The sequence below is a fragment of the Legionella sp. 227 genome, assembly GCF_043161935.1.
In the GTDB taxonomy this organism is placed as follows: Bacteria; Pseudomonadota; Gammaproteobacteria; order Legionellales; family Legionellaceae; genus Legionella; species Legionella sheltonii.
Genome location: NZ_CP171154.1, coordinates 2,512,277 through 2,536,052, shown reverse-complemented (window position 1 = coordinate 2,536,052; position 23,776 = coordinate 2,512,277). Strand labels below are relative to the sequence as shown.

Sequence of the window (23,776 nt, the reverse complement as noted above, 5' to 3'; positions counted from 1 at the left end):
ATATGGGAGAATGGATTCGGTGAAAAAAATAATTACCTTACTTTTTAGTGTATTGTTTGTATCCCATGGGTTTGCGGCAAAGCGAGTAATCAATTTGGTTGTGGGATACAAAACAGTTCACTTTGCCGGGAAACCCCGAAAGGCTATTGCGGTGAATAATCAAATTCCCGCACCCACCTTGCATTTTAAAGAAGGGGATCAGGTTACCATCAACGTGACCAATCATCTTGATAAAGGAACATCAATCCACTGGCATGGCATTTTAGTTCCTTGGCAAATGGATGGGGTAGAAAACTTAAGTCAGAAATCAATTCCTCCTGGTGGCGTTTTCCATTATAAGTTCACTATGGAACAAGCCGGAACCTACTGGTATCATGCCCATGAAGGCCTACAAGAACAACAAGGTTTATATGGTGCTTTTCTCATCGACCCCCTCAAAGCACCTAATTATCATTATACTAAAGATTTTGTGGTTGTTTTATCTGACTGGATTAATACAAAACCAGAACAAGTCATGGCGAACCTCAAAAAAGCTGGAGATTACTACACGCCTCGTTTTCCCCTTCAACCTTCGCTGGTAAAATTTATTCATGATTATAAAAAAGGTTCGGCTGAAGAGCGGAAAAGTTTAATCGCAGATTACAAAATGATGCAACAAATGCGTATGAGTATTTATGACATTAGTGATGTCGCCTATGATGCATTTTTACTCAATGGCCAACCCAAAACCAACCCTTGGACTGCACTTGTAAAAAAAGGAGATGTCGTACGGTTACGTTTTATTGGGGCAGGCGGTGGCACCATTTTCCATGTGAAAATTCCTGGAACGACCATGCAAATGGTACATGTACAAGGCAATGATGTGAAACCTTATACAATCGAGGATTTTACAGTAGCACCAGGAGAAACCTATGACGTCTTGGTCAAAATCCAAAAAAATGCACCCTATATTATTTATGCCGAATCATTCGATACCGTAGGCGCTGCTTATGGAGCATTAGTCACTTCAGCCAATCAATTTGTTCTTTACCGTGAGGTCACTCCATTCCCTGAACCATTGCCTGTTACAAGAGAGATGATGGCATTGATGATGGGCAAGATGAACCAAGGCTCATTACCTAGGACAATGAATTCATCGGGTATGACAAAAACAACACTTCATGCTCATACTGCAAAGATGAATTCCAACATGAAGATGAATTCCAACATGAAGATGAATTCCAACATGAAGATGGATTCCAACATGAAGATGAATTCCAACATGAAGATGAATTCCAACATGAAGATGGATTCCAACATGAAGATGGATTCCAACATGAAGATGGATTCCAACATGAAGATGGATTCCAACATGAAGATGAATTCCAACATGAAGATGAATTCCAACATGAAGATGAATTCCAACATGAAGATGGATTCCAACATGAAGATGAATTCCAACATGAAGATGAATTCCAACATGAAGATGGATTCCAACATGAAGATGGATTCCAACATGAAGATGGATTCCAACATGAAGATGGATTCCAACATGAAGATGAATTCCAACATGAAGATGAATTCCAACATGAAGATGAATTCCAACATGAAGATGGATTCCAACATGAAGATGGATTCAGGCATGAAGATGGATTCAGGCATGAAGATGAATTCAGGCATGAAGATGAATTCAGGCATGAAGATGAATTCAGGCACGAAAATGGATTCAGGCATGAAAATGGATCATGCTCAGTCAATGAATATGAGTATGCCCACTGAACCATCCATTATAGGCGACAAACTGTCTCCTCCCAGCTCTTCTTATAAAACCTCAGTAGGAACAAAATACCAAACGATGGTCGCGACGATTAAAACCAATGATCCGAATAAACCTGTGTTCAAGGTGATCAATATGGATTTGTTTGGCTATATGGATCAATTTATTTGGTTTATTAATGGGGTGCCCGCTTATAAAGCACATCCCATCATTTTAGAACCTAATAAACGGTATCGTTTTGTTATCACCAATACATCAATGATGCATCATCCCATGCACATTCACGGCCATTGGTTTATTTTGCGTAAGGAGAATGATGCCTATGATCCCTTGCTGCATACGATTGATGTTCCACCTGGAGCCACCATGACTGCAGATGTGGACACGGATGCAAGCGGTCAATGGTTTTTTCATTGCCATTTCCTCTATCACATGGTGGCGGGCATGTCGCGAATGTTTCAGTATTCTACCTTAATTGAAATCACCAAAGGGGAAAGGAAACCGCAAGACATTGTGAAACAAACCCCCTATTATAATCGTCCCATTGTAAGAGTCGATGAAGCAAGACCCATCGATCTCTCTCTGGCTAAGCATCCCATGGTACATCCTGCAGGATTATGGATGGCTTCACTCATCGATGTAGGAGCAGATCCCTTCCATAATGCGCAACGCCTTAACTATAGAGGCTTATATGGACCAGATTACAATAAATTGGAATTATTCGTCAATGATGCCGAACTGTTTAAGGGAAGACTTGAAAATGCAGACATTGATATTTTTTACTGGCATTTAATCAGCCAATTTTGGGCGATTAAAGGCGGTGCCAATTACACCAATAAACCGGCGAATACACCTTATTGGCAACCAGGGATCGGCCTTGAAGGAATAATGCCTTTTTTTATTGATACCAATCTTAGAGGCTATTACTACAATGGTAGTGCGAAATTAGATCTTGAGTTATCACGCGATACGCAAATCACCAATAATTTTCTCATCAGAGCAGGAATACGAAGCATCATCGCTTCAAAAACGGTGACCCAAGCGGATATCGGCAGTGGATTGAACCAAATGCGTTATATTGTTCGACCTTATTACCGCTTAATGCCAGCCTTAGATCTTTTTGTTGAATACGAGCATGAGCATAGTTATGGAGCATTTAAGACCATTCAAGTCAATCAAGGAGAATCACCGACCCAAGACACGGTAACCTTTGGCCTTGTCTTGTTACTTTAATGAAGGAGAATGATAATAAAAAGTGACGCTTCACGATTCCCTTACTTTTTTCTGTTCCCCTGGCGAAGACAACTGTGCCCAAACCATTCACTAAACCTAAGTATCCAGCAGTGAATCGCATGAAACAATTGAGCCAATAAAGGCTGTATTTCTAAATAGACCCATTATGTATCGTTTCACCTAAACCCTATCAAGTTAGTACCTTGATGAGATCATGAACAGCCTTATGTTTCGATAACATTTTATCCAGCATGCATTCATTACTTACACTATACTGAATAAAAAAAGGAATCATCATGATGAAATTAACATTCCTAGGCGCCATAGAAACAGTAACCGGCTCTAAGTATCTGGTTGAAGCAGACCATAATAAAATCTTAGTAGATTGTGGGTTATTTCAAGGGTATAAGGAGCTTCGCCTTCGCAATTGGGCACCACTACCCATTCACCCCACATCCATTGATGCAGTACTTCTTACCCATGCACACATCGACCATACCGGCTATTTACCTTTACTGGTAAAAAACGGTTTTAGTGGTCCTATTTACTGCACACCCGGAACTAAAGATTTATGTGCTATTCTTTTACCCGACAGCGGCCATCTGCAAGAAGAAGATGCAAGACATGCCAACCAATACGGCTACTCCAAGCACCATCCTGCACACCCTCTTTATACGGTAGAAGATGCCGAATTGGCTTTAAAACAATTTCGCCCCAAATTCTATGACACCATTTTTGCGCCATTTAAAGATATAGAAGTCCAGTTCATTCGGGCAGGCCATATTATTGGTTCATCCTTTGTTCGCATAAAGAACCCTAATGCATCTCTTTTATTTACTGGCGATATGGGAAGACCTCATGACTCGGTCATGCAAGCACCAACCCTCATTGAAGACATTGATTATCTGGTGATTGAATCAACCTATGGCAATCGCCTCCATGACAAAACTCATCCAACAGAGCGCTTAAAAGAAATTATTAATAAAACGGTGCACCGCGGCGGCTCCATCATTATTCCAGCCTTTGCCGTAGCCCGCGCCCAAAGCATACTTCATTACATCGCTTTATTAAAACAAGCCCAATCCATCCCGGATATCCCTGTTTATCTCGATAGTCCCATGGCCATCAATGCGACCCATATTCTGTGCCATCATAAAGAAGACCACCGACTTTCTGAGCAAGAATGCAAAACCCTTTGCGGCACCGCAACGTACATCAGGACCCCTGAAGAATCCAAAGAACTCGATACGAATCGTTTTCCTAAAATCATCATTTCGGCCAGCGGTATGGCAACAGGTGGTCGCATTTTATTTCATTTAAAAACCTATGCTCCTCACCATGAAAATACCATCCTGTTTGCCGGATACCAAGCAGGAGGAACCCGTGGTGCGCGGATGATTCATGGGGAGGACGAAATTAAAATTCACGGGCAGATGGTGCCTGTTAAAGCACAAGTTGAATGCTTAAGCAACCTCTCGGCGCATGCCGATTATGAAGAACTGCTGCACTGGTTAAGCCATTTCCGTAAACCACCTAAGAAAGTATTTATTACCCATGGCGAGCCTGAAGCTGCAGCTTCCTTAAAGACAAAAATAGAACACCAATTGGGCTGGACTTGCATTGTCCCTCACTATCAACACACTGAGACGCTCACGTGAACAACAATCATGCGACCTTAACACTTGCCTATCTAGGTATCGGTTCATCAAAAACGGCCATTATTTACATGCGTGAAGACTGTCATATCTGTCGCTCAGAAGGGTTTGTGGCAGAGGCCCGCGTGCAAGTCACACTTAATAATCGAACCCTCATAGCAACCATCAATACCACCGAAGTGGCTTCCAATTTACTTAAACCCCATGAGGCCAGCCTCTCGCGCTACGCTTGGGATTTACTTGAAGCAAAAGCCGGTGATGCAATTTCCATTGCACACCCCAAACCACTGGATTCATTAAGTGCGATTCGCAGCAAACTTTATGGTCATGAATTAAAAACCCAAGAAATCAAGAACATTGTGGATGACGTGGTGACCGGCCAGCTTTCTGATATTCATATTGCCATGTTCCTTGCAGGCTCTGCAGGGAATCGATTAAATCAACAGGAAATTCTTGATTTAACAAACGCCATGGTGCACACAGGAAAACGGCTGCATTGGCCCTCTCAACTCATTGTAGATAAGCATTGTGTCGGTGGTTTACCGGGTAATCGCACCACCTTAATTGTGGTTCCCATTGTTGCAGCCTTTGGACTCATGATGCCTAAAACTTCATCCAGAGCCATTACTTCACCCGCGGGAACAGCCGATACCATGGAAGTGTTTGCACCTGTTAATCTAGACATTAAAACTATGCAATGGGTTGTTGAACAAGAACATGGGTGTATTGCTTGGGGAGGGGCGATTGCCTTAAGCCCTGCCGATGATTTACTCATTCGTGTTGAACGCTCGATGGACTTGGATAGTGAAGGACAAATGGTTGCCTCAATTCTCTCAAAAAAAATTGCGGCAGGCTCCACTCACATTGTCATTGATATCCCCATTGGCCCCACAGCAAAAGTAAGAACAATGGAACAGGCAAACGTTCTAAAGAACACGTTAGAACATATTGCCCAAGAATTTTCCATTGAACTGACCATTCTTTTTACTGATGGAACTCAACCAGTTGGTCGTGGCATCGGGCCTGCACTTGAAGCAAAAGATGTATTTGCTGTGCTTTCTTGTCACCCAGCGGCACCATACGATTTACGAGAACGCGCATTAACTCTGGCAGGGCATCTACTCGAATTTTCTCCCGAGGTGACACCAGGTTCAGGCAGACAAATCGCAGAATCCCTGTTGAATAGCGGAAAAGCTTTAAAAAAATTTGAGGCAATCTGCCGGGCACAAGGTGGATTTTTTGATATTCCCTCCGCACCACACACTAAAACCATTGTGTCGAAGCAAACAGGCAAAGTTATGAGTATTGATAATCGCTTAATTGCCCGTCTTGCAAAACTCGCAGGAGCCCCTAAATCAAAATCGGCCGGCGTCGAGTTATTAACACGATTAAACTCCTCTGTGGAGAAAGGTCAACCTTTATTCATTGTGCATGCTGAAACTCAAGGTGAGCTTGATTATGCTCTAGCGTTTCATCAACAAGGGCATTCGATTATCCACATTGAGGAAGCAAAATGAAACAACCCCACATTCTTTTTTCTTTATTTGGCAGAGACCATTTCGCTAAAACAATGCATCAACAGCTGGGTTATGAAATAGGTGAATTAACACTTCATCAATTTCCCGATGAAGAAACCGTGGTCAACATCAAGTCAACAGTGAACGACAAAGACGTCATCCTGATTGCTGATTTAACTCATCCGAATTGCAAAATACTTCCTCTTCTTTTTGTTGCTGAAACCGCCCGAGAACTGGGAGCTAAAAAAATAGGACTCATCGCACCCTACCTCGTTTACATGCGCCAAGATAAACGGTTTCAAGTCGGGGACAGTATTACTTCTCTTTATTTTGCCACTTTGATTTCACACTATTTTGATGGGATGATGACCATTGACCCACATCTTCATCGTTGGCATACCTTAAAGGATATTTATTCCATCCCCGCCATTGCACTGCACGCCACTGAGCCTATTGCTGCTTGGATTAAAGCCAATGCACCTGACGCCTTACTCATTGGTCCTGATGCTGAAAGCGCGCAATGGGTTTCAGACATTGCCCAGCGAATTAATGCCCCCTTTTTAGTCCTGGAAAAACAAAGAAAGGGAGATAATTTAGTGGAAATAACCATCCCCAAAATTGACTTATACCAAAACCATACCCCTATCTTGGTGGATGATATTATTTCAACAGCAGCTACCATGATTAAAACAGTCAATCATTTAAAATCACTCCAAATGAATCCTCCTATTTGTATTGGGGTGCATGCCCTGTTTGCAGGAAACGCTTACGAGGACTTACAACAAGCAGGAGTTAAGGAAATCATCACCTGCAATACCATTGCGCATGTCTCTAACGGGATTGATGTAACGAATTTGATGATTCAAGCAATGGATGGCTTATTTAAGGCTTAGGGAGTGGTACTATGTATCCCAAAGCGTCTCATCTGAAGCCATCTTTAAAAACTTCAATTAGCCATAGGGTCTTCTAAGCTACAGCAATCTAAGAACACCAAGAATTATCTTAGAAAAGCGATGAATTTGGTTATTCAAATAGAGAACATTCGAGTATAAAATAATTGAGTAAACCGAATTAATCATCTAATTTTAATAATCAACATAATGTAATGCAGAGTAGGAGACTTGAGTGAATAGTATCATCGATATGGCAATCAAACATTTGTCTCAACGTAACTGCAGTGAACAGGAATTAAGACGCCACCTAGAAAAAGACTTTTCCCATCTGGACGATTTAGATCTGTGCATCGAATCAGCGATTGTCCGTTTACGTGAATTGCATGTAATCAATGACAAACGATTAGCCGAATCGCTTACAGAACGGTATGCTCACAAGGGAAATCGCTATATCAGTCAGATTTTGCGGCAAAAAGGAATTATGGATGAACTCATTACCGAGGTATTAGCAAATCTTGGCGATGAATTTTCTCGTGCTCTGGATGAGGCGCGACAAAAAGGGCGTAGTCTTAATAGAGAAAGTGTTGAACAGGATAAAAACAAATTATTTCGCTTCTTGAGTGGCCGAGGATTTGCTCACGACACCATCAAGTCGGTTATCACACAATTGCAAGAAGAAGGATTTTTTAATTGTTCTGAAGAAGAGACTTATCATACAATAAGTTAATTAAAGCCGTAAGCATACTCTATCAAACAAACTATTGTTCAGCTTGATTTCAATGACAACAACACACTCATAGACGATGTAACAAACATCACGATTATTGATTTGGGTGAAATAGTAATCTCACATCCATTTTTTTTCACTACTAAACTTTTTGGAACAAATAAAAAAACATCATGGACTAACTGATAAAGATGGTACTTATCTGAGGGTTAAGGATGCTTGTTTTAAAAATTATATGAACTTTTTTGAATCCAAAAAGGATTTGTTAGATGCTTTTATGACGGTACAATTATTAAATTGCGTTTATGAGATACCGTACCAATATAGATTTATGTCGGCATGTGTCAAAGAGCAACTTATATCATTCCAGCATTGGAAACTCAGTAATTTATTAAAAGAGTTTATGGCCCGATGTATTGCGATTGCAGGGAATTGTAAGTTTGAATTACGAGGTGTAAGAAAAAACAACTTTATATCACTAATCACCTGGCTTGAGTCAATGTTGGTCTGTAATTTACACCGACCATATTGGGTCATCTCGCCAATTATTTATAAATCCCATTTCGAATCCTGGAAACTGCTCATTTCTTTCAAATAGCTCAAAGAGCTTTATTTTCCAATTAGATTCAGGTGCAATTTTTTCTAATAATTGATCTATGACAAAAGCGATTAATTGAAAACGATAGTTACCATCAATATGAGTTTTAATAGGAGCATTTTTAGGTATTAGCGGAGGAATAACGAGCCATCTATTCCATAATCTCGAATGATGAGCACATAGGTTCCTTGTATAGGTTAAACTTTTTATCCAAGATTCAATTACAGTTGTATGCTGACCTAAAAAAGAAGCAATTTCATTACGCACATCTTTCGATTGGATATTATTAAACATCTTAGAACAGACACCAAAGGAGAGTGCCTCAACCATCATCCAAATTGGTGGAAAATATGGCTTATCATAATTTTTATGATAATGTTGAATAAATAGTTCCTGCTTATTGGTACTAATTGTTTTTATCGCTTTTAGATAATCATCAAAAAAATCTCTTTCTTTATTTGCACCAGCTTTAGCCTTAAAGTGATTTCGCTCTACATACCAAAAAGGATTAAATCGGATACTTGTCACATTGGTTAATGCCGCTCGAAATGCCACCTCTATTTTTTCAATTGCATCAGCAACAAGTAACCTTAGCTCTCTGTCAAATTGATAAAGCTGCCAAACTTGTTCAAATGTGGCGTTTTCTTTAAATTGGCGCGGGCTATTTGCATTGTGAGATTGCTTAAAAGGCAAAAGATATGATGATAAGCGATAATAGCTTACTGTTTCTAATGCACGAACAGCATGTTTTTGATCCTCAATATGCAAACCCTGAGAAATTAAAAACTCTAACTGTTGACTAACAATAAGTGCAGGTTTCGTGTAACTCTTTTCAACCATAAAAAAATAACCCGTCGTGGTGCGCATCGTTGAGAGGCGTGACGGGCATGGTTAATTTATATTATAGCGCAACCACTCTCAAATTCAAATACGCATTTTGTATTTTTATTAGTTCAGGTAATGGGTGATTATACCATTCAGAGTCAGTCTAATCAAAATAATCGACAACAAGACAACCAAATTCTAATATGGCTATGTCACAAAGGGAAATATTGATTGGGACTGCCTGGCGCTGCCTGACACAACAGTGACGAAATCGTGCCATAACAGTGGCCGTTTATAGTGTGTTTGTGGCAGTTCTAGACAGTAATTCGATGATTTGATGCATCGTAAGTTGTTGATTTATAATGTTTCCTATTATTGAGTATCAGGCTTCGAACCAAGGTGTCGGGGGTTCGAGTCCCTCCGAGCGCGCCATATAACCGACTCTTCCCCATTTCCGGGGGCGCTAATCAAGAACACAAAACTTTAACCCTTAACCTGTAATTTTCAAAATTTCTAAACCCATAAACACTTCTTTGAATCAGTTTCATCCTACGATGAAACCCTCGTAGCCTGGTTGCTTGCAACCAGGATCTGGGCCTTGATGTAACTGAAGCAAGCAACTGGGCTACGCTCGCTAGTGACTGGCTTGACTGGTCTTAGTATTAAGCAATGCTTTTTTATTATAATTCCTTAAATGCCATTCTCTCTATTAAAAATAGCTTTTAAGATTGGAAATAATCACAATGTCAAATTTATCTTATTGATTAATAATATTAATTTTTTAAAAGACCCCTATTAGTTGGATATTGGATTTTATAAAAAATATCATCAAGATCAAAATTCCTATCTATAATTTAAACTAATGCAGGTTATTCCATTGGCTGCATCTGAAACGGAGTATTTTTTACACTATTTGAGGTAAAAAATAATGTTACCTTTACACTTACAACCCTATGCAATCATTGTTATTTTACTACTGTCCATGATTTTCTTTATATGGAATAAATGGTCATACACAATTACATCAATATTCGCTCTTTCTGCTGCTGTTATCCTTGGTCTCGTTCCAACCAATAAAGCCTTCTCAGGAATAAACAACCCAGCGGTAATCACATTAGCTAGTATTATGATATGTTCAAGTGTTATTGCTAAATCAAATATACTTAAAATCGCAATTAAGAAATTTGATATTTTTCCTCAATCATTATCACTACAAGTATTATATTTCAGCTTTTTTATTGCTTTTATGTCAGCATTTATAAACGATACAGGTGCATTAGGAATTATGTTACCTGTCAGTGTTTATGCTTCTCTTAAGTATAACCGCTCCCCTTCCTATATTTTAATGCCTATCGCAATGGCCTCACTGATGGGCGGTGCGGTAACTATAATTGGGACAACCTCTAACCTAATTATTTCAAATTACCGTACACAGGCTGTTGGTAAACCATTTACCATGTTTGATTTTAGCCATGTCGGTTTTTTTACTGCTCTTATAGGAGTCCTTTTTATTGGTTTTTTGGGTTGGCGTTTATTACCTAAAAAGAGATTAGAGAAAGGGTCAAACAAACCAATTTATACCATTGAAATTCGTATAGCTCCAAAATCAAAATGGGTAGGGCTTACTTTTAATAGCTTTAAAGAAGAAATCAAGGAATCAGCTGAGATCGTAGGGCTTATAAGAAGAAAAAGAAAATTAGAACCAACAAAAACCACCGAAATTAAATCTGGAGATCGAATTATTATCCAAACGACCCTAGAAAGTTTAGAAGAACTCTCGCATTCTTCGGATATAGTTATATCTAACTTTATAAAAAAAGGGAGAAAAAATAAATCAGAAGGTACTCTAGTTGAAGCCATTATACCCACCAAATCAAATCTTTTAGGCAAAAAAATTAAAGAAACTAATTTAAGAGCACTTTATAAAGTTTCTTTTATTGCGATTTCAAAAGAGGACGGCTCTGAAATTCATAGGATAAGAAACTTAATTATTGAAGCTGGTGATATGGTGCTATTACAGTGTAAAGATCAAAGCGTAATTGATGCACTTCCTTCTTATGGTTTGATTCCAATAGAGCAACCAGCTTTGCATTTAACTATAGGGCTTAAAAATTTTATTCCATTAATAATCTATGCCATTGCAATTTTATTAATCGGAGTTTTATCGATACCAATTCAAATTGGTTTTGCTGCTGCGGCAGTGCTTATGCTATTGATTGAAAAAAATGCACATACCTATGTACTAAAAGAGTTTGATTGGTCCGTTATTATTTTGCTAGTTACGATGATTCCCATTGGAGACGCATTAACACAAACTAACGGTGCTGCACTCTTGGCACAATTGATATCAAAGCTTGCTCTCCACCAATCTATTCTTTGGACAATTGCTCTCTTAATTCTAATTTCCATGATCGTAGCTAATTTTATTCATAATGTCGCTACGGCCGTTCTTATGGCTCCTATCGCTATCAGCCTGGGAACTATTTTAAAAATATCAGTAGATCCATTACTTATGGCTGTAGCCATTGGTGCATCAACTGCTTTAGTAACGCCTATTGGACACCATAATAATCTTTTAGTCATGGGACCTGGAAAGTACAAGTTTTCTGATTTTATGCGCTTGGGATTACCACTTCAAATAATAGTGCTGCTTTTAGCCACTCCGCTGATATATTGGATGTGGTATTTGAAATAAAAAAATGACTTGGCATTTGAGCTATTACATTAATATTCGTATATCTAAGTTTGTTTTTATTTAAAACAAACAAGTTGATTTTCTTCTGTGACCAAAACGTGTCTCAACTGTGTCGGCACTATGCTGTGATAGGCAGTTTCTGGTGAATTTGACGCGTCACAAGATATTGATTTATAACGATTTTAAAACAAAAGCATCAGGCTTCGAACCAAGGTGTCGGAGATTCGAATCCCTCCGAGGGCGGCATTTAAAAGGCTCCTCCCCAAATCCTTGGTAGGTAAAAACAAACTTGGGGTGAGTACCATACCTGGACTGTAGAACTTCAATAGCATGGTCATTGAGCGGAGCAGAAATAGCTTTCTCTCTGAGTTGAACCCTGCTGATACTCAGTGCACTGCAGATTTTTGCAATGGGATAATCATCCAAAAGCCCCTTGACTTGCTCCCATAGATAATCGGGAATTTTACCTTTCCTCAACCGGATGCTTCGCCAGTGAGAATGCTTCTTTGATCAACGTGAGGGTATCAATACCTGTACTTATAGATATAGCCTCTTTAAATTAATAAGGCTATAGGCTAACTAATCGTGCTGTCATTAGTCACGCACGCTTGCCAAAAGCTCAGTCAGCAAGCGGAATTTATTAAAAAATGTTCAAACGACGGGGGTTTTCATTCTGGCAACCAACAATTGGTCAGATGACCTGTCCATGCAACCTTTCTCTAATTAAAAATTAGGTTTATATACTTTTTATGGATTGTGGTTTTTCGCTTTCCTCTAGATCTAGCATCAGTTGATTGAGTTTCTTATCTGTCTCGCAGCGAAAGGTTTCTAACCCAACAATGAGCTGGTTATCGAAAAAATCTTCAACGATAAAGTTGTCCATGCGACTCATGTAACCACTAACAAAATGAGTGAACCCCAAACCTTGCGGTAGATATTGCTCTGGATCGAAGCTTGGGTCCTCTGTATCTAAGCTTAACTCTTCAATTAGCTTTTCTAAATCCAGCATATCAGGTTTGTCTGGTGATTCCTGGTAAAAGGGTATGGAATACTCATGCTCAGATTTTTCAGCAAATTGATGAGGATAAAGTGCTTTAGCTAACTCAAGATGCAGTAAGCCTTGCAAAAAGCCAATTACTTTGATAGAGAAAAAACTAACTTGATCATTGCACATTTCTTGATGGTCTTTAATATTTATAATGTCAGATTTGCCCAGAGCAATCCGATATGCTTCTTCCAAGAGAAGAGTAGGATCCATGGCATTTTCTAAGGAAACTGGTTTTTTAGATAGTATTATATCCTTTAGTTTGATAAGTTCTTCCGTAACATTTGCATCGTTGTATTGCATGTGGTTCGCTTCATGTTTACAGTGCTTGCATGTTTTTAGCGCATTAACTAACGGTTTAAACAACCCTTCGTGAATCATTTTTATAGTGAACGCTTGTTGTTTTTCTAAGGCGATATCAGCTTCTCTTAATTGTTTTGATGCTTCTTCTTTGCCATTGGCCTTGCTTATTGGGATGTTGTCAAAATAAGGAAGCAAGAACTCAACCATCTGAGGCTGACGTCTCACACGCGCTATTTTGAGAGGAGCGTCAGCATAGAACACTTGCCATGTCTTTTGGCTTTGTACGGCTTTGGATGTTACATTCACTTGCACATGTTGAGGCAACAACAAAGTAGGATTGGCATCTAAGATTCGTTTGGCGGACTCTATGTCATTGTCGATTACAGCTTGAACAAGATTAAGATAGCCAGCTTCATTAGACTCCGCTCTAAAAAGCCCCAATGACGTGCTGGTCAGTCCCCATTTTCGAGCGGACACCAATCAAGAGCACAAAACTTTAACCCTTAACCTGTAATTTCAGAGAGGAATTTATGATTTGAATTCAGCTCCATTTTGCGGTGCAAGGCAAATTAAATCTAAATTTTAAGCACTGTTCTACAGTTCTAGTATTGTTGTTGAATCACACAGTTAATAAATTTATCGTACAGATCGAGTAACATGCATAGTGGAATTCTTCTTATGAATTGAATTACTGAGGTAGAATTTCTGCATTCTACCTCAAGGATTTAGTTTGTATCTTAATTTCCAGGAGCCAAAATTATTTGCTTATCACTGTCAGATGATGCTCCATCTTGATGCGTCTCTTCATGGGGGATGTTCCTGTTGAATAACGAGTCAACCTTTCTCCTGAAAAAAACCACCTTGTTAACAAAACGCTGATAATCCTTACTTCTATCCTCCATGTATTCAGCCATGCGAATGGCACTGGTTACCTGGGCTTTAACTTTGGGATTGATGGCTTCACTGGCATTAACCTGCTTAAACACCTCAATGAGTTCTTCCATCGATAATTCTTTTTGGAAGTCTCGTAATGCCAAAAGTCCTTTACGTATTCGCATTAAATAGCGGGTTGGCTCACCCGCTTTAAGTGCCTTTCGAATATGCTCTGTTAACAGCTGATCAAAGTTGGTATGAAACAATCTATTTTTTAATGCCGCTCTGGGAAGGTCGGACAGAACCTTCGCTAATTGCTTTAACTCCACATCATTGGGCGGTTGCAACGACATTTCACCGAAATCATATAAACCCAACTGATGGTTCTGATGGCGTAATTGATTACCATGACGGTCGGAATCAAAACAATCACCCTGAAGAATGTTAATGAGCTCTACCGTGATGATTGCTTTAGCAATAGCTCGCCGAATTTCCTTGTCTTCCGGAGTTTGGTTAGGAAGCTCATTGAATTCGGTTCCATAAATACGCTCAATGAATCGATAGCCTTCGCCACTTTTAATCAAATGGGCCGGATTTAGGGTAAAAGTATGGGGTTTATCATCAACATTCACTGTAATAGAACCAGTGTATAGCTTGGTTGCAATCAGGTTTTGCTGCTCACTTAACTTCCTGTCCATTTCAATTTTCGACAATTCTTTGGCTTCCTGGATAATCGATAAAATGCTCTCCCGCATAGGCTCCATATCGACATGCGAGCAAAACTCAATGGTCTTTTGCAAATGCATAAAACCGTCTTGCGCATTTTTTGCTGCATTTTCACGCAACATCAATAGCACCACATCCTGTCCATTTTCTAACTCTGCTTCCAGAGCTAAATTATAAGAGGCCGAGCCTAAAAGAGCTCCGACACGTTTAATCATTTTGCGATCGTCACGGGAAACCACTTCGCGCAGGAGCCGCCATAATTGCCAACGATGGGGTGGATTGGCTCGTCCCTTCAAGTGATCCAGATCACGGCGAATAGCCTCAGGTGTATTCGGATGACTATGAACTGCCTGAGCCAGTTTCACATAGGCAGGCCCCATGTGCTCACAGAGCATGGCTAGTTTTTTACCTGCACTGGGTGATTCCCTAGCCCCACTCGACTGATTTGTGGCTACTAACATTCCTGCTAACAAATGGCTGCGAATGTATTTATCCGCTGAGTCCAGATAAGCTTTGAGCAAGGCATAAGCAAAATTTTCTTCTTTATCTGTTTCGGCATGCGGGAATAACTTATGGGCAACGTAGGAAAAGGCTTCTTGGTAGGCATCTTCCATCTCAGCAGCAGTTTTTACTTTGCTGGCAGGAATAAGCAAGTGATCCACAATAACCGCTCGCTCTTCCAGGCTTACATCCCAGAACTGCGCGTAAAAAGTTCTTAGCATGAGGGCAGTAGTCCCGGGCTTTTCATTTTCACTTTCATCCAAATTACCACTATAGCCTAACAGCTTTGCAAGGTCGTTTATTTTTTGATGGCTTAATAAATAACTGGAAAATCTATCTGTTGTTTGACAACTGATGGGAGAAGAAATAAATTCCAAAAACTCCTTTATGTCGTTTTTGTCTTCGCTTAGTTTTCGAGAAGCTGCGGCCAGACTACTAATCGAAAAATCGATTTTTTCCTGTTGATTAGTCGATAAATATTTATCAGGCTCCAACAAAATACCTAAATGTTCAGTCACTTCCCACTGTGACTCGATGCTATTGGCCAATCGTGAAAGCATTAATGTGACATCACGTTTTGCCATATTTTTATACAGATGATCAATCACAGCGATCATCTTTTCTCTGTATTTCTGAGATTGGTCATCCTGACCATATTTATTTCTTAGGTCTTTGACTAATTGCTCAATGGCTTCATTACGCAGAGAAATCGAGCTAATCGGGAGACTGATTGCATTTTCTACAAAAAGAAGTTCTTCCAATGCCTGGATGCGCTCATCGGCATCTGATATCTCTTTTATCCGTTGGATAACCAGCCGAGCAAAATGCTCTTGCACCTCTGGGGAGGGAAAGAGCAGTTGCGAATCAAACATCCGATAAATAAGGATTAAATCATTAGCTGTTAAATGGTTTGTCCCAATGGCTTCTTGTGGTAAATTCCAGAGGAATGATTTAAATGGGTAAGCACGTTCAACAGGATTAGACACAAACTGAATAGCAAGTTTGAGTAAGGCTATTGTCTCTTTGCTTAATACCTCATAACTTCCATATTTTTTAATATGTTCCTGAAGAAAGATAGCTGCAATAGAATAGACCAGCCCCCAATCCTCAATTGTTTTATTAGTTAAAGGAAGTAACTGCTCCAAACAATCAAGGCTGAATGAGTCAAACGGCAAGCGAAAAATATGAATAAATGCCTGAGGTGGAATTTCATACAAACTCATAGAGCTCGCTCTAAGAAATTTCAGTTGTTCTTCCGTGGTAAATAAATCAAATTTTTTGTCCTGAAATTGCTGATTAATAACAAATTGAACATAGGGAGCGTTATAATGTAAGGTCGATTTTACTTCATTTGAAGCCTGTAGCAAGTGCTCCAGATCTCGTTTATCTTCTCGTCCCAGAAAAAAGCTTTTCACAACGGCTTTCTCCTCTGGAGTCCCATTGATGGCTATATTGGTAAATTCAGTCAGCAAAAATTGAACGGCTAGATTGTCAACATTACGAGCCTTATCCTCTGAAGGTTTGAATAATACAGGCCAGTTCAAATCATAATATTGTTTCAATTTATCTTCAAAAGAGGCCTCACTAAAAAACATCTCGAAGTTGACGTTAAAGTTCTTAATCATCTTATCAGATAAAAATGTCAATATAGGGTCAATATAATAGCCATTGGAGGAATCAAGCTCTGGGGACAATGCAGTAATTGGTTTGGTCCCCTCATAATCAAGGACGAAAGACAATAGTTTTTTGTCAGGCAATAAAGACCATACGTTTTGATCACCAGTAACGCCAAGGCGCCATAATGTCTCGGCAATAATAGAACTCTCATCTTTTTGTGCCCATGCAAGATGACTCGACCAAGGCACCTCTGTAACATGATTCTGCGGTACAAAAGTATTCCACTTAATATGCTCACCAATAACTGAACCAAAAAATCGTTCGTTTCCGACTGGCATGCGCTGATGGATTTCCTCAAATTGATAGGTATGAACTCTTGCTCGTCTCTGGGGATGCTTAAGATGATCGGTGAGGTTTTCTTGTAGCACTTTGAGTGACTCTGCTGCCTCTTTCGCTTCCTCAAAGCTTTTTGCTTTAACAAACGCATCAAATGCATCGTTTAAGACCCTGAAAGGTCCAAGTGGAGGTAGTTGGACGTTACTCCTCAAATTGTTTCGATCAGTGAAATGTTGATGGACAAGAGCCAGATAAATTTGTTCAAAGGCAGGGATTCGCAACTTAAAAGCCCGTTCAATCAATTCTTCCGCTGTTTTTTTCACTTCCGCATCATTCAAATTAATATCCATCGCATACAAAATCTGGCAGAAATCCCGAACCCTAACTCCAACACTAGAGGTTATTTCATAGGGTAATAACTCAACGGTTAGCTCTGCTAATTTGGATTCTAAAAACTTGAGTTTCGCTACGGTACTCTTACATGCATCACATTCTTTTTTAAAGAAAATTTCTCGTTGAATCGGAGCGACCGCTTTTAAAATAGTATTTGGCAAAGACGTGTGTTGTTTTTCATTGCGTTCATTTTCTTTGATAGCCAACAAGGTCAACAAATTTTTAATACGTTGATGATAATCGGCCAATGCCTCATACTGATAATCATGAACCAAATAAGATTGATGGACATGACTAACATCCCATTTATGTTGCTCTTGAAAGTGAATGCTTTTTCTTAAGTAACTAATACCTGCTGGTATATTATGGCACCGTTCAATCGTTAGTTTATCGAGTTTGAATTGTTCACTGGCTGAAATTTTATAATAAATTCCAACACCTTCGTGTTTCATGTAAAGTAACTCATTGGCTAAAGCGAACTCTAATTCTTCAACTGTATAAACGCCATTTCGCATTTGCTTAAGAAAATCACTGTGAATGACAATGGCGGGTTTAGTAAGTCCGGCCAGCGTATTAACCAATTTATCGCCGGTTGTTGTAATAAAAATGTCAATGGATTCATCGAAATTAGGGGGGCGTAATTTATTAATCAACTCAGTCAGAAATATTTTGGTTTCTTCAAGTCCTACTTCATCCAACGAGTGCAACTGATGTTCTTCCATAAATAGTGGTCTTCGTTTTTCTATCTCGCTGTTCCCTGTCATCTGATAATATTTATTTGCATCTCGGATTGCAGAGCGTAGGGTATAATCATCATCAGTAAATTGGATGGCCTCCCATTTTGCCCCTTTGGGGTAGGAAATATAAAAATAAGGTAAAGAGTCATAGTCCTCGGTAAGACAAGCTATCCCATTCCATGGGTCTAAAAGGATCCCCTCCCATTGGCTGATGTCATTGAGAGGGCTATCGGGATTACGGTCAAGGACCAAAAAAGTATGGCCATCTGCCGGATTACCCTCATCATCAAAATAATCAATAGTAATTTTTTCAACGGTGGTATCACTATCAATTAAATACTCATCATACAATCTTTTAAGAGCAATAGTGGTATGTTCCTCACAAAAGCCTGCACTGATTTCTGGTCTATCAAAATATTCCGCGGTGGCAAATAGAGTTGATTTTTGAATTGCTTCTCTAACCTTTTTCTCACCCTTCCCTTGAAAAAGCAGAGCGTTTTCACGGTTAAATTGTTTTTGAAAGGCATCTCGATGTTCGGTCAATTCAAGAGTTTTTTTAAACCGATAAGCTAATTCTTTATCGTTAATAGTTAACTCTTCTCCTTGACATAAAATTTGGATGAAAGAATCAGCATTTTTTTCAAGATAGTCATCCATTTCAGTTACGTTAATATCACTGCTTCCTGTTCCCATAAGTTTTAGTGTTCTTGCAATTTGTTCACATAAAATAGAAGACTGTTTGAGAATAATTTGCTTGAAACTTTGCTTCTGATTAGGGGTCAGATTGTGCGGTGATTTTACCTGCTTCTCCAGACAAAATTCCTTAAAACGCTCATTAATAGACTCAAAAATATGGTACTCAATTTGCTTTTGTTTTACATAGCGTTCATGCGCCTCGGACTTCTTATCATGAACTTCCAGATACTCCATTTCGTATATGCACGACTCTAATTGCTCATCTTCTGGAGTTTTTGCCCTTCTGGCCTCTTCATAAGCTTTCATTTTGCTACGCTCAATCTGTTCAAACTCTTCATATCGATTCGCTGGCAAAGGAATTTTTTTATTAATTGAATCTTTAATCTCAATACATTTCTTTAATAATTTGATTCTCTGTTCTTTATCTTTCATGTGAGTCCCCGTTAATAGTTTGTTTACAAAAAAGTGATTTGTTAAAGTCTTGGGCACTTTGTGTGTAAATAAAAACCATTAATCAAATATCAAAAAAATATTAAGACCCATATAAAGGTATCGTTCGCCTTTTACACTGCGTTGCACTTTCATCTTATCAACCTAACTTACTGTAAGTTTAAAATCTTATTTGTACGATATGGATACAGTTGTTATTTTTATCTTCGATAATGAGAGTACGTAACACGCTATATGAAAAAATTGGCTTTGCAGAAACAGCGACCTCTTTAAAAAGATCACTCGCTATGCTGTCATAGTGATGTACGTGTCTCTCAACAGAATAAATTCCAGTTGAGACTTAGCTAATCTCAGACTAGAGAAAAGACTTGAAACTATGTGGATCGGGAGGAGTTGTAGCTATTCTAACGATGTCAATAACTTGAAAAGATGGAAATTGAAATAAATGTCTTCCTCGAGAAGAAAGAGTAATGCTGCTATCTATGTTTCGCTCATGAATTTTTCTAATTGGCGCTTCAATTTGAGGCTTCATACTAATAACTAGCTCAGGATTAGTAGTACTAACTCCTAAGTTGTTGGAAGCTGAATTTAAAGCCTGGAAAAATATAACATTCATGTAAAAAAACATATTTACGAACCACTTTGTCGAAGTATTACACAGTTAGAATAATTTAACAATCTGATTAAGGATTTTTTAAATTCATAATTAACCCAACACCGATAATGTTTTTTGTTAAATCCATTATGACCAAAATTATTCTGTGACCAAAGCGTGTCTCAACTGTGGCGGTACTACGCTGTAATAGGCAGTTTTAAGCCGTTTCTGGTGAATTAGACGCTTCACAAGATATTGATTTATATAAAATTTAAAAACAGAGCATCAGGCTTCGAACCAAGGTGTCGGGGGTTCGAGTCCCCCCGAGGGCGCCATCATGATATAGTGTATTAGCCAATTAGATGTTATAATTATTGAGTGGTGTATTTTAATTATACGCCCTATTATCTTCTTATTGCCTATCTAGGGAAATTCATTTTTATCCTGCAATTTCTTTTCATTACCTCATAGTCATTAGGAGCAATTAGCTATTTATATAGGATATCTATGAGCTACCAAACGTGTCATTATTGTTTAGAAATTAAAAGTGATTTTTCCTTAAGAGGTAAATCTCGAGCTAAAAATGGACAATTCCTTTGCTATCACCTTTGTCCATCATGTACCCAAAAATTCATTGGCATTAATAGTTTCTCTGACAAAGAAGGTCGTCAATTTTTTATAAACGCAGTAAAAGAAAATGCTCAAAAATCTCCCATATATGTTGATGAATGATTCCTTTACGGTTAAAGACTTAATACGTAAATAATTGACTCATGTAAGGACGCATCATCTACAAATAAAAAACATAGCGCAACAAAAATGAAAATAACTGCATACTAATAAGAACTGGTTCGAAATTCCTTTTCAATTAGATGCGTTTTGTTATTAGTAATTTGACCATTGTAATTACCAAATTCTCTCTCCTGCTGGCTTAGCATCCAAATAAAAAGAGAGTCTAAATTATTCCCAGAGCATTCTTTAATTTGAATGTCATCAAAATATATTCTCGCTGTGTAAGTAAACATTTTTTTCTCGATATTAAAGCGTGTAGGCGCACCATGTGTACGAGCGAAGAAAGGTATAATATGATTAAGCGAAGAAAAAAAGAAAATAAAATGTTTATACAATCCTTTAAAATATTATAGCATAAATAGGATGTTGAGCGCCTTAAACAATTGGCATGCTACAAATAGATTGACTTTTACCCTTAAAGAGTAGTAATCTAAAATCAGCTAGAAAATGTCTATTTTATACTCTCCAAATCGTCGTTTTATTCATTTAATCCCTCGTTCTGTAGTTTTTAATTCTTGACCGGTTTCCGGCTAAATTCGCCTATCCAGGCATTACAATAAATATAAGGATTACTTATGTCTAAAACAGTAAACGGGGTTGTTAAATGGTTTAACGAATCAAAAGGGTTTGGTTTTATTGAGCAAGATTCTGGGCCGGATGTATTTGCCCACTTTAAAGAAATTTTAAGTTCTGGCTTCAAAACCCTCACAGAAGGTCAGCGAGTACAATTCATTGTGACGCAAGGAGCAAAAGGTCTTCAAGCACAAAATATAATAGCTCTTTAATTTAAGTAGTTAGTATTATTTAACCACTATATCTCTTTGTAGTTGTAGTGGTTACTTGGAGGAAACAACAGTGAGGCAAAATAAAATTTATGTAGGCAACTTACCCTTTGGAGTGACTGAAGAGACATTACAAGCAGAATTTTCAAAATATGGTAAGGTAGACGAACTTCTTTTAATCAAAGACCGCTTTACTGGCCACATTAAAGGTTTTGGCTTTATAACCTTTAGCTCCCAACAAGAAGCTCAATCCTCTTTAGGTATGAATGGGAAAATCCTGGAAGGACGTCCATTAAAAGTAACTATGGCCCAAGAGAAACACACCTCACGCGGACGTCATCGATAATTTAAACTAGTTTTTATATAATATTTTACCCTGTAGACAGATTATCCTATACATTTTTACCTTTATATATCAAACCATTTTATCCATAAAGAGTGAGCTGCAGCATTTCTTGAACGAAAAAAAGAGAATTATTAAACTGTGACAAAAACACGACATCAGGTGAGACCACACCTTATACGTATCAATGGCAATTAAGCACCAATAGAGGAAAACGCTTCATGACTCAAACAAAAGACGCCGCTCAGCACCTATCATTCACTCAACTTCCTCTTCGCCAAGAATTAATAAAGAGCCTTGCTTCTTCAAATTATGAAAATATGACCTCCATTCAAATGCACAGCCTACCCATAATTCTTCGAAATGAAGATATTATTGCTCAAGCAAAAACAGGGAGTGGAAAAACCGCTGCTTTTGCTTTGTCTTTATTAAATAATTTAAAAGTTTCTTTTTTTGCAATTCAAGCATTAGTTCTTTGCCCCACCCGTGAACTGGCCGAGCAAGTAAGTCAAGTTATCCGCCGATTAGCCTGTTTGATACCCAATGTCAAAATTATTAATTTATCAGGTGGTATCCCAATGAAACCTCAGATTGATTCATTACGGCATGGAGCGCATATCATTGTAGGAACACCGGGGAGAGTTCTTAAGCATTTAAAAAACGCCTCTTTAGACTTATCTCAGGTAAAAACCTTGGTTTTAGATGAGGCAGACAGAATGCTGGATATGGGTTTTTTTGATAACATTAAAAACATTATTTCAATTTGTCCCAAACAAAGACAAACTCTTCTTTTTTCTGCGACCTATCCCGAAGAAATCAAACAGCTTTCAAAACAGTTTATGAAAGACCCCAAAGAAGTTTATGTAGAAACTCCTCCTGAAGAAACTGATATCGAACAATATTTTTATGAGGTCTCGAAACAAGCTCAGAAATATCCCTTATTAAAATCATTACTGTTGCACTATCGCCCTCTATCAACGTTAATTTTCTGTAATACCAGGCAACAAACAATGGAAGTAACAGACCAGCTTATCCACGAAGGCTTCAGTGCCATCGCTTTAAATGGAGATATGGAGCAAGTCGATCGTGATCTCGCTGTTTTGCGTTTTGCCAACCAAAGCTGCTCTATTCTTGTCGCCACGGATGTTGCGGCACGAGGACTTGATATCAAGGAGCTTTCTGCAGTGATTAATTTTGATCTCGCTTTTGATAATGACATCCATATTCATCGTATTGGTCGCACTGGACGAGCAGGAAGTAAAGGCATTGCCTTAAATATTACAACCCCAGCAGATGCACAACGAATTTGCATCATTGAAGACAATCTACAGCAGCCCATTCATTGGGGGAACATTGATGAGCTAAAAAACCACCCCACTACACCGTTAATACCAGAAATGGTTACACTTTGTCTTGGTTCCGGTAAAAAAGATAAAATTCGCCCCGGTGATATCCTTGGAGCATTAACCAAAGATGCAGGATTAGCAGGCAACACAATTGGTAAAATAAACATCACCCCCATGTACTCCTATGTTGCAATTCACCACAGCCAAGCAGATAAGGCGTACCAATATTTGCAAAGTGGGAAGTTAAAAGGACGCAAAATTAATGTGCATAAAATAAATGGATTTGTCTAAACCCTACGAAAAATTTACCGCAACAATTGGAAAAAAGAAGCAGTTGTTATT

The 23,776-nt window shown here is 38.6% G+C and carries 12 protein-coding genes and 1 pseudogene; 9 read left to right on the top strand and 4 right to left on the bottom strand.

The window, feature by feature from the left end; translation table 11 throughout:
* The first annotated feature begins 10 nt into the window (after positions 1-10).
* From ACF8MK_RS10875 to ACF8MK_RS10855, 5 genes are all read left to right on the top strand, one after another.
* Entirely contained in the window at positions 11-2,989 is a 2,979-nt protein-coding gene (locus ACF8MK_RS10875) for a multicopper oxidase domain-containing protein (RefSeq protein WP_392536674.1), read from the top strand.
* Between the two features lie 299 nt (positions 2,990-3,288).
* The gene (locus ACF8MK_RS10870; protein ID WP_392538951.1) at positions 3,289-4,647 is read left to right on the top strand and encodes an MBL fold metallo-hydrolase RNA specificity domain-containing protein; all 1,359 of its coding nucleotides are present in this window, start codon (positions 3,289-3,291) and stop codon (positions 4,645-4,647) included.
* 68 nt (positions 4,648-4,715) lie between these two features.
* Positions 4,716-6,161, top strand: a complete 1,446-nt coding sequence (locus ACF8MK_RS10865) for a thymidine phosphorylase family protein (RefSeq protein ID WP_392538950.1) — start codon at positions 4,716-4,718, stop codon at positions 6,159-6,161.
* Positions 6,158-7,054: a ribose-phosphate pyrophosphokinase gene (locus ACF8MK_RS10860; protein WP_392536673.1), complete on the top strand. Its 897-nt coding sequence runs from the start codon at positions 6,158-6,160 to the stop codon at positions 7,052-7,054. The genes ACF8MK_RS10865 and ACF8MK_RS10860 overlap by 4 nt, the downstream gene beginning before the upstream one ends.
* 232 nt (positions 7,055-7,286) lie before the next feature.
* Positions 7,287-7,781, top strand: coding sequence for a regulatory protein RecX (locus ACF8MK_RS10855; RefSeq protein WP_392536672.1), 495 nt, complete (start codon positions 7,287-7,289; stop codon positions 7,779-7,781).
* A 514-nt stretch (positions 7,782-8,295) separates the two neighbouring features.
* Here the strand turns inward: ACF8MK_RS10855 and ACF8MK_RS10850 are convergent.
* Positions 8,296-9,219 carry an Abi family protein gene (locus ACF8MK_RS10850; RefSeq protein ID WP_392536671.1) on the bottom strand — a complete coding sequence of 308 codons (924 nt, stop codon included), beginning with the start codon at positions 9,217-9,219 and terminating at the stop codon, positions 8,296-8,298.
* 452 nt (positions 9,220-9,671) lie between these two features.
* Positions 9,672-9,767: pseudogene (locus tag ACF8MK_RS10845) on the bottom strand (transposase); the annotation flags it as partial.
* A 365-nt stretch (positions 9,768-10,132) separates the two neighbouring features.
* On the opposite strand from ACF8MK_RS10845, the gene ACF8MK_RS10840 reads away from it, so the two are divergent.
* A complete protein-coding gene (locus tag ACF8MK_RS10840; RefSeq protein WP_392536670.1) occupies positions 10,133-11,899 on the top strand; it encodes an SLC13 family permease in 1,767 nt (588 codons plus the stop codon).
* 736 nt (positions 11,900-12,635) lie between these two features.
* Here ACF8MK_RS10840 and ACF8MK_RS10835 read toward each other — a convergent pair.
* Both ACF8MK_RS10835 and ACF8MK_RS10830 read right to left on the bottom strand, forming a co-directional pair.
* Complete coding sequence (locus tag ACF8MK_RS10835) at positions 12,636-13,724, bottom strand: hypothetical protein (protein WP_392536669.1); 1,089 nt, start codon at positions 13,722-13,724, stop codon at positions 12,636-12,638.
* A gap of 260 nt (positions 13,725-13,984) precedes the next feature.
* Complete coding sequence (locus ACF8MK_RS10830) at positions 13,985-19,558, bottom strand: ABC transporter (protein ID WP_392536668.1); 5,574 nt, start codon at positions 19,556-19,558, stop codon at positions 13,985-13,987.
* Positions 19,559-21,538: 1,980 nt separating this feature from the next.
* On the opposite strand from ACF8MK_RS10830, the gene ACF8MK_RS10825 reads away from it, so the two are divergent.
* The 3 genes from ACF8MK_RS10825 (at position 21,539) to dbpA (ending at position 23,725) form a co-directional block, all read left to right on the top strand.
* Positions 21,539-21,748: a cold-shock protein gene (locus ACF8MK_RS10825; RefSeq protein WP_058498931.1), complete on the top strand. Its 210-nt coding sequence runs from the start codon at positions 21,539-21,541 to the stop codon at positions 21,746-21,748.
* Positions 21,749-21,818: 70 nt separating this feature from the next.
* A complete protein-coding gene (locus ACF8MK_RS10820) occupies positions 21,819-22,091 on the top strand; it encodes an RNA recognition motif domain-containing protein (RefSeq protein WP_392536667.1) in 273 nt (90 codons plus the stop codon).
* A gap of 218 nt (positions 22,092-22,309) precedes the next feature.
* The gene (dbpA, locus tag ACF8MK_RS10815; RefSeq protein ID WP_392536666.1) at positions 22,310-23,725 is read left to right on the top strand and encodes an ATP-dependent RNA helicase DbpA; all 1,416 of its coding nucleotides are present in this window, start codon (positions 22,310-22,312) and stop codon (positions 23,723-23,725) included.
* The last annotated feature ends 51 nt before the right edge of the window (positions 23,726-23,776 follow it).

What these genes read in the sequence shown, in the direction of transcription:
- ACF8MK_RS10875 (WP_392536674.1), top strand. Translation starts at nt 11, where the DNA reads ATGGATTCGGTGAAAAAAATAATTACCTTACTTTTTAGTGTATTGTTT.
- ACF8MK_RS10870 (WP_392538951.1), top strand. Translation starts at nt 3,289, where the DNA reads ATGAAATTAACATTCCTAGGCGCCATAGAAACAGTAACCGGCTCTAAG.
- ACF8MK_RS10865 (WP_392538950.1), top strand. Translation starts at nt 4,716, where the DNA reads ATGCGTGAAGACTGTCATATCTGTCGCTCAGAAGGGTTTGTGGCAGAG.
- ACF8MK_RS10860 (WP_392536673.1), top strand. Translation starts at nt 6,158, where the DNA reads ATGAAACAACCCCACATTCTTTTTTCTTTATTTGGCAGAGACCATTTC.
- ACF8MK_RS10850 (WP_392536671.1), bottom strand. Translation starts at nt 9,219, where the DNA reads ATGGTTGAAAAGAGTTACACGAAACCTGCACTTATTGTTAGTCAACAG.
- ACF8MK_RS10840 (WP_392536670.1), top strand. Translation starts at nt 10,133, where the DNA reads ATGTTACCTTTACACTTACAACCCTATGCAATCATTGTTATTTTACTA.
- ACF8MK_RS10830 (WP_392536668.1), bottom strand. Translation starts at nt 19,558, where the DNA reads ATGAAAGATAAAGAACAGAGAATCAAATTATTAAAGAAATGTATTGAG.
- ACF8MK_RS10825 (WP_058498931.1), top strand. Translation starts at nt 21,539, where the DNA reads ATGTCTAAAACAGTAAACGGGGTTGTTAAATGGTTTAACGAATCAAAA.
- dbpA (WP_392536666.1), top strand. Translation starts at nt 22,310, where the DNA reads ATGACTCAAACAAAAGACGCCGCTCAGCACCTATCATTCACTCAACTT.